This window comes from Halorubrum sp. SD612, from assembly GCF_002135005.1.
The window spans coordinates 1-6,899 of the sequence record NZ_NEWI01000136.1 but is presented as its reverse complement, the minus strand read 5'-3'; the positions used below and the strand labels follow the sequence as shown (position 1 = coordinate 6,899).

At 70.6% G+C, this 6,899-nt stretch carries 10 protein-coding genes; 5 read left to right on the top strand and 5 right to left on the bottom strand.

Annotated features, from left to right (window positions below):
* The first annotated feature begins 252 nt into the window (after nucleotides 1-252).
* The 5 genes from B9G38_RS13240 (at nucleotide 253) to B9G38_RS13220 (ending at nucleotide 1,715) form a co-directional block, all read left to right on the top strand.
* On the top strand, nucleotides 253-519 hold the full coding sequence (locus tag B9G38_RS13240) for a hypothetical protein (RefSeq protein WP_049932448.1): 267 nt from the start codon (nucleotides 253-255) through the stop codon (nucleotides 517-519).
* Between the two features lie 4 nt (nucleotides 520-523).
* Nucleotides 524-658, top strand: coding sequence for a DNA-directed RNA polymerase subunit P (locus tag B9G38_RS13235; protein WP_004049526.1), 135 nt, complete (start codon nucleotides 524-526; stop codon nucleotides 656-658).
* 28 nt (nucleotides 659-686) lie between these two features.
* Nucleotides 687-938, top strand: coding sequence for a KEOPS complex subunit Pcc1 (locus B9G38_RS13230; protein ID WP_086220662.1), 252 nt, complete (start codon nucleotides 687-689; stop codon nucleotides 936-938).
* Between the two features lie 119 nt (nucleotides 939-1,057).
* Nucleotides 1,058-1,444, top strand: coding sequence for a prefoldin subunit beta (locus B9G38_RS13225; protein WP_008440520.1), 387 nt, complete (start codon nucleotides 1,058-1,060; stop codon nucleotides 1,442-1,444).
* 4 nt (nucleotides 1,445-1,448) lie between these two features.
* A complete protein-coding gene (locus B9G38_RS13220) occupies nucleotides 1,449-1,715 on the top strand; it encodes a DUF3194 domain-containing protein (protein ID WP_086220661.1) in 267 nt (88 codons plus the stop codon).
* Nucleotides 1,716-1,781: 66 nt separating this feature from the next.
* On the opposite strand, the gene B9G38_RS13215 is transcribed toward B9G38_RS13220, so the two are convergent.
* The 5 genes from B9G38_RS13215 to B9G38_RS13195 form a co-directional block, all read right to left on the bottom strand.
* On the bottom strand, nucleotides 1,782-2,336 hold the full coding sequence (locus B9G38_RS13215; protein WP_086220660.1) for a GMP synthase subunit A: 555 nt from the start codon (nucleotides 2,334-2,336) through the stop codon (nucleotides 1,782-1,784).
* A gap of 105 nt (nucleotides 2,337-2,441) precedes the next feature.
* Nucleotides 2,442-3,953 (bottom strand): tRNA pseudouridine(13) synthase TruD, encoded by a 1,512-nt coding sequence (gene truD / locus B9G38_RS13210; protein ID WP_086220659.1) that lies wholly within the window; start codon nucleotides 3,951-3,953, stop codon nucleotides 2,442-2,444.
* On the bottom strand, nucleotides 3,954-4,292 hold the full coding sequence (gene pth2, locus B9G38_RS13205) for a peptidyl-tRNA hydrolase Pth2 (protein WP_086220658.1): 339 nt from the start codon (nucleotides 4,290-4,292) through the stop codon (nucleotides 3,954-3,956).
* Between the two features lie 105 nt (nucleotides 4,293-4,397).
* Nucleotides 4,398-5,198, bottom strand: coding sequence for a bacteriorhodopsin (locus B9G38_RS13200; RefSeq protein WP_086220664.1), 801 nt, complete (start codon nucleotides 5,196-5,198; stop codon nucleotides 4,398-4,400).
* Between the two features lie 200 nt (nucleotides 5,199-5,398).
* On the bottom strand, nucleotides 5,399-6,899 hold a 1,501-nt coding region (locus B9G38_RS13195), incomplete at its 5' end, for an NAD(P)/FAD-dependent oxidoreductase (RefSeq protein ID WP_233127211.1).

Below are 6,899 nucleotides of genomic sequence, written 5' to 3'. Positions count from 1 at the left end.
CGGCTGCCCCTTCGAGTCCCACCCCGCACAGCGCCGCCCCGTGCCTCACACCTCCCCAGCCTCGTCACTCGCCCTCGCTTCGCTTCGGGCGACTGACTCCCTCGCGCGTGCCCCTCGCGGCCGCCGCTTCGCTCCGGCCGCTCGCAGGCACGCGCCGCCGTCACATCCGGTTGCCTTCTCTCGTCGCGCGTGACTTTCCAACCGCCGCGACTCGCAGCCTTTTTACCTGCGCTGGCGGTAGGAGTGGCTACTATGGCTGAGGACAAGGCTCGAAGCACCGGCAGCGCGGGCCGATTCGGCGCTCGCTACGGCCGGGTCGCCCGCAAGCGGGTCCAGGACATCGAAGAGGAGATGCGCAACGCGACCGTCGACGGCGACGACGTCAAGCGCGTGGGTACCGGCATCTGGGTCAACGAGGAGACCGGCGAGACGTTCACGGGCGGCGCGTACCGCCCCGAGACGCCCGGCGGTCGCACCGTCCGCCGCTCCATCCGCGCCGCGCTCGCCGACGAGGAATAGGACGATGAGCTACAAGTGCTCCCGCTGTAAGCGCGACGTCACCCTCGACGAGTACGGCGGCGTGCGCTGCCCGTACTGCGGCCACCGCGTCCTCCTGAAGGAGCGCGGCGGCGACGTGAAGGAAGTGAACGTCGAGTAATCCGACGCTTTCGTCTCCCTCTCGGACCGTGACGCGCGCACATGAGACGGTCCTCTCGTTCACCTACCCCTCCGAGCGGCGCGCACGGGTCGTGGCCGACGCGCTCGGCCCCGAGATCGGCGAGATCGACGACGCCCGCTCGACCGCGACGGTCGACCGCGAGGGCGACGCTGTCCGGATCCGCGTGCTCGCCGACGACCTCGTGGCGCTGCGCGCCGGCGTCAACAGCTGGTCGCGACTGATCGCCGTCGCCGAACGCGTCGGTACCGGCCGCGATTGAGGATCACCGGAGATGCCGATAAGGCGGCCTTTCAGTCCGCTGCGCTGCGAATTGTCCCTCGTCGGAGAAGTAAGGGGTTTTTCTGTCCGGGCCGCCTCGGTCCGCCCATGCAAGGGAACATGCCGCCCGAGGCACAGGAGAAGATCGAGGAGCTGCAGGAGCTTCAGGAGACCGCACAGCAGGTCGCCGAGCAGAAGGAGCAGGCGCAGTCCGCGCTCAACGAGTCGAAGACCGCCCTCGACGCCCTCGAAGACGTCGACGAGGACGCGGGCATGTACCGCGAGATCGGCGAGGTCCTCGTCGAGACGGACTACGAGTCCGCCTACGACGACCTCGAGGACAAGGTCGACTCGCTCGAGGTCCGCGTCGAGCAGCTCACGAAGCAGGAGGAGCGCGTCGAGGAGCAGTTCGACGACCTCCAGAGCGAGCTCCAGCAGATGCTTCAGGGCGGCGCCGGCGGCGGCGGCCCGATGGGACCGGGCGGCCCGGGCGCCGGCGGCGCGTAAGGCCGTGACCGACGACGCCGACGCCGCCTCGGACCCGAGCGACGATGAGGTCGTTCGCACCGCCGCCGAGGCGGCCGAGGGGATCGTTTTCAAACACTACGACCAGTCGGCCGTCACGGATCTCGACGTCACCGTCACCTTCGAGGACGGGGTCCTCGACGTCGACGTCTACCTCAACGCGCCCGCGGACGCCGAGCCAGACAGAGAGGCGGTCGCGCAGGAGGCGGTCGAGACCGCGGGCGAGGCCGTCGACGAGCTGTTCGACGAGTAGGCGCTCGCCGTCTTCTTCCGTTCTTTCACCGCCGCTACCGGCGGGCCTCGGGTCCGCGCGACGCCGTCAGGCCGACTCGCAGATCGCGACGAAGTTCTCGAAGACCTCCTCGCCGCGCTCCGTGTGCGCGACCTCCGGGTGCCACTGGACGCCGTACAGCCCCGCGTCCGGGTCGGCCATGGCCTCGATGCCGCAGACGTCGGAGGTGGCGGTGCGACCGAACCCGTCGGGCGGCTCGGTCACCTCGTCGGCGTGGGAGGCCCAGACGCGCGTCTCCGGCGCGAGCGAGCCGACGAGCGGGTCCTCGTCGTCGACGATCTCCACGTCCACGTCGGCGTAGCCGCCGTAGTCGCCCTCGCCGACCGCACCGTCGAGTTCGCTGGCGATCAGCTGCATTCCGAGGCAGATCCCGAGGACGGGGAGGTCGCGGTCGAGGTAGTCCGGTGCGTTCCCGACGCGGTCCATGTCGGGCCCGCCCGAGAGGACGACCCCGTCAGCGTCGACCTCGTCGGCCGGCGCGTCGGCCGAGACGATCTCGGTGTCGACGCCGAGGTCGCGGAGCGCCCGCCGTTCGAGGTGCGTGAACTGGCCGTGGAGGTCGATGACGACGATTCGGGTCATGGCCTCGATTGACGACAGCCGCACAAAAACGGCTCGGAACGTGTCGCAGTATCGTGGTGGTTTCCGCCGCCGCGAGGTTAACGAAAATACACAAACGCGGATCGATCAGAGGGCTAGCGGGCCGCGCTTCGTGAACTCGCGGAGCAGCACGGTCGCGTACGACCCGCTCGGCAGCGCGAACGCGAACCGGGGGTCGCCGTCCGCGAACGACGCGTCGAGGTCGGTCCGAAGGAGGATCGCCCGCCGGGTGCCCGCGGAGTCGAACTCGCCGGGGAGGTCGAAGTCCCCCGGCTCGATGCCGGCGTCCGCGAGCACCTCGCGTTCGATCTCGCCGGGCTCGCCGTCGCCGAGCTCCGTCTCGGTGCCCACCAGCGGCGCGGTGACGAACGCCCGCCCGCGCTCGCAGTGCCTAGCGACCACGTCGACGCGGTCGGCGTCGACCCGCTGGAGCCGGTCCGCGTCGGGCGCGTACAGCTCCCCGGGCGCGTCGCCGTCGGCGAAACAGACCACGTCGCCGGCGACGGGGCGGTCGAAGGGGAGGCCGCGGCGCAGCCGCTCGCTGATGATCCGGTTGAAGAGGAACGACTGCGCGGCGTTGACGAACAGCCGCTGGAGGTTCGAGGGAACGGCCTCCAGCGCGTGCCACCAGTCCTCGTCGTCGGGCGGCGCGTCGGGGTCGACGCCGCGGTCGGCGAGCCGGTGGACCATCGACCGCTCGAACCGGAGCTTCCCGGGGATCGCGTCGAGGCACGCGGCCCAGTCGCCGTCGCCCGTGCCGTCGGCGGCGCGACCGCCGTCGCCGGGACTGCCGTCGGCCCCGAAGCCGTCGTCGGCTCCGGAACCGTCGCTCACGCCGAAGGCCGCGTTCACACGGTCGCGCGCGGCGCGGGTGTCGTCCGGCTCCGTCTCGGCCGGGTTACCCGCGTACAGCCGGACCGCCTCGCGGGGGTCCTCGCGGGCGATCGCGAGCCCGACGACGTGGGTGACCGGTCGCCGGCTGCCGAAGCGCTGCTGGCCGAAGTAGTTCGGGACGCCGACGGTCGCCTCGATCGGAAACGCCCGCTCACCGGTCGAGGAGTCGTTCGGCCCGTCCGCGCCGCCCGCGAACGCCCGGAGGTCTTGTACCGCGTCCGCGACACGCTCGGGTGCCTCCCCGACCGCGTCCGCGACGCGGATCTCGAAGGCGTTGCCGGCGAGGTCGCCGAACGAGAGGCTCCGCCCCGCCCGGCCGAGCGCCTCGACATCGGCGCCGCGGATCTCGGGGAGCGCGTCCGCGTCGACCCCGCGGACCGTGAACAGCTGCGTGGTGACGGCGCGCTTGTCCTTCGTCCCCGCCCACGAGACGCGCTCGCGGCTGATCCCGAGGGCGTCCGAGAGCCGGCGCGCGAAGTCGTTCGTGTCCCAGTCGCGGAGCGTCGCCCGGACGACGAGTTCGGGGTAGCTCCCCGCTTCGACGCCGAGCGGCTCCGCGTCGAACGCCTCCAGCTCCCGGACCCGAAAGTCCTCCGGCGACTCGCGGAGCCGGCCGCCGATCCCGTCGGCGTCGCTGACGTAGTACGCGATCCCGACGGCGCGCTCAGTCGGGTGCGCCTCGCGGAGGGTGCGTTCGGGGGCCATTCAGTACAGCGAGAGGTCGCCGGTCACGCGGTCGACGCTGTCGTCGCGGGCCGGCCCGACCGCGAGCGCGGTGACGGTGCCGGGCTCTAACTGTGTGTGCCCGGCGTCGCGGACGATCGCGTACGAGAGCCCCTCCCTGTCCGCCTTGTCGGCCAGCTCGAACAGCCGGCTCTCGGAGTCGCCCTTGAGGACGACCTTCTTCTGTCCCTCGCCCTGCCACTTCTTCCGCGCCCGCTCGCTCGCGTCCTGATACGCCGACAGCGACGCGTGCGCGACCTGCGCGGCGAGCTTCCCCTCGCCCATCCCGATGTCCGTCCGCGCGACGATCGCCTGTTTCATGTCCCGATTCACCGCCGCCGCGGGTTTAGCGCTTTGCTCTCGGTCGTCACGCCGACCGCTGGCGGGCGAGCGACCGAAAAAAGGTCCGCGAGAACGCGACCGGCTTCAGTCGTCGGCGGGCGCCGCACCGCCGCGCGAGCCCGAGCCGAGGCCGGACGCCACGTCGGCGACCGTCCGCTCGTTGTTGACGACCCACCGGAGCAGGAGGAACGCGAAGAGGTACTTCGCGACGATGTCCATCCCGCTGTACGCCCACGAGGTGATCGCGACGTCAAGCACCGCCAACCCCTCGGCGCCGAGCGCCCAGAAGATCGGGTAGCCGAGCCAGAGGACCACGGTGAGCACCTTCAGCGTGTTGAAGATGTCCGCCGTCCCGGCGATCTCGGCGTCCTCGGCCCACTCGGCGAGCAGGATGTAGAGGACGACGACGAAGAACGCGCAGCTGATCGCGTACCACACCCAGCGGAGCAGGTACGAAGACGTCGTCAGCGCGGCCGCGAGGCCGGTGACGCACATCCCGATGTCGGCCACGACGGCCGTGAACAGCTTCGTGGTGTTCGACCCGGCCAGCAGGCCGAGCGCGATGAGGATCATCGGCGTCGACAGCGCCCACGTGAGGTACCGGCCCCACGGGGTGAGAACCTCCTGCCCGGCCAATGCGTGGCCGGCCGGCATTTCGAGGAAGCTCACCGTGAGCCCGGAGACGAGGCCGGTGTAACTGGAGATAGAGACCAGCGGGACCATCAGCGTGGCCACGAAGATCAGTTGCGCGCGCGGGTCCTCCACGTTCCGGCCCATGTACACGAAGAGGAGGATCGAGAGGCCCGCGAGGGCGATGTTGATCCAGAGCGACGAAGCGAGGAGCGTGTCGCTCTGAACGGCCTCGAAGATCTGCGTTTGGGTCATTTCGAGCGGGACCATTCCGCCTGCGAGTATGTCGGCCGCTGCTGTTTCGATCATGCGACGGTGTGTATCACGTGGCGTATTTATTAAATGTACCAACCTGACTGGTAAGGTTTTTCTAACAGATTCCGGAACCGACTCGTATTATTCGAAATATTCTTATTTATCGGTTAAATACCAGACGATCGTTTCGTCCCTCGCGGTCATCGACCGACCAGCGGGAGTCGGTCCAGCGGGCCAGCGCCGACGTCCGCCTCGACGGCGGCCGCGCAGTGTTCGCCGCCGAGCAGGCACATCGGCACCCCGATCCCCGGGTTGCTGCTCCCGCCGACGTAGTAGAGCCGGTCGGTCCCGCGGACGCGCGGCCCGGGGCGGAGCGGGCCGGTCTGTCGCATCGTGTGCGCGAGTCCGAGCGCGCTCCCGCCGGGCTGGTCGAACCGCTCGGCGAACTCGGAGACGCACGCGGACTCCTCGGCGACGATCCGGCCGCGGAGGTCGGCGCCGGCCCGCGACGCCACGGCGTCGAGGACGCGCTCCCTGAGCGCCGTCCGTCGCTCGGGGGTGTCGTCGAGCCCGGGCGCGAGCGGCACGAGCGTCACGACCGCTTCGTGGCCGTCGGGCGCGACCGACGGGTCGGTGCGCGAGGGCACGTTCACGTACACGACCGGGTCCGTCTCCCCAGTCGGCCACGCGGGGTCGTCGAATATCGCCGCGAAGTGCGGGTCCCAGTCCGTCGGCAGCGCGAGCGTGTGGTGTTCCAGCTCCGGCAGCTCCCCCTCGACGCCGAGGTACAGCAGGTGCGCCGCGGGCCCGTACGTCCGCCGGTCCCAGTAGTCGCCGACCCGCGAGACGGCGCCGTCGGGGAGCAGCTCGCGCTCGACGTGCGCCGGCGGCGCATTACAGACGACCCGATCGTGGACGTAGCGGTCGCCGCCGAGCTCGACTTCGACGCCGCCGTCTATCGGCTCCAGCGCCGTCACCTCGACGCCCGTGTGAACGTCTGCGCCGGCGTCGCGCGCCACCGTTTCGACCGCCTCGATCACCTCGTACATCCCGCCCATGGGGTAGTAGACGCCGAGCCCGTAGTCGACGTGGCTCATCAGCTGGTACAGCGCCGGCGTGTTGTGCGGCGACCCGCCGAGGAAGACGAGCGCGTACTCCAACAGCTGCCTGAGCTTCGGGTGATCGACGTACGACCGCACCGTCTCGTCGAGCGTGGAGAGGAGGTCGAGCTCCCGTCCCCCGGCGAGGACGTCCAGCGAGAGGTAGTCCCGGAACCGCGATCGTCCGGGGAGCACGAACCGGTTCATCCCCGCGTCGTACGCTCGCTCGGCGTCGGCGAGGTACTCGCGGAACGCCTCGCCAGCGCTCGCCTCGTACGACTCGAACAGCTCGGCGGCCGCGTCGGGGTCGGCGGGCACGTCGGCGCTGTCGCCGTCGTCCCAGAAGACGCGGTAGTGGGGGTCGAGCCGCGTCAAGTCGTAGAACTCCTCGGTCGACCGACCGAAGTCGTCGAAGAACCGGTCGAACAGGTCCGGAAGGAGGTACCACGACGGCCCGGTGTCGAACCGGAACCCGTCGAGTTCGATCCGACCGGCGACCCCGCCGACGCGCTCGGCGCGCTCGTACACCGTCACCTCCGCGCCGGCGGCCGCGAGGTACGCCGCCGCGGAGAGGCCGCCCACGCCCGCTCCGACGACTCCG

Excerpts from the sequence above, each read along its gene's own strand:
- B9G38_RS13240 (WP_049932448.1), top strand. The coding sequence starts at position 253 with ATGGCTGAGGACAAGGCTCGAAGCACCGGCAGCGCGGGCCGATTCGGC.
- B9G38_RS13235 (WP_004049526.1), top strand. The coding sequence starts at position 524 with ATGAGCTACAAGTGCTCCCGCTGTAAGCGCGACGTCACCCTCGACGAG.
- B9G38_RS13225 (WP_008440520.1), top strand. The coding sequence starts at position 1,058 with ATGCCGCCCGAGGCACAGGAGAAGATCGAGGAGCTGCAGGAGCTTCAG.
- pth2 (WP_086220658.1), bottom strand. The coding sequence starts at position 4,292 with ATGAAACAGGCGATCGTCGCGCGGACGGACATCGGGATGGGCGAGGGG.
- B9G38_RS13215 (WP_086220660.1), bottom strand. The coding sequence starts at position 2,336 with ATGACCCGAATCGTCGTCATCGACCTCCACGGCCAGTTCACGCACCTC.
- truD (WP_086220659.1), bottom strand. The coding sequence starts at position 3,953 with ATGGCCCCCGAACGCACCCTCCGCGAGGCGCACCCGACTGAGCGCGCC.
- B9G38_RS13200 (WP_086220664.1), bottom strand. The coding sequence starts at position 5,198 with ATGACCCAAACGCAGATCTTCGAGGCCGTTCAGAGCGACACGCTCCTC.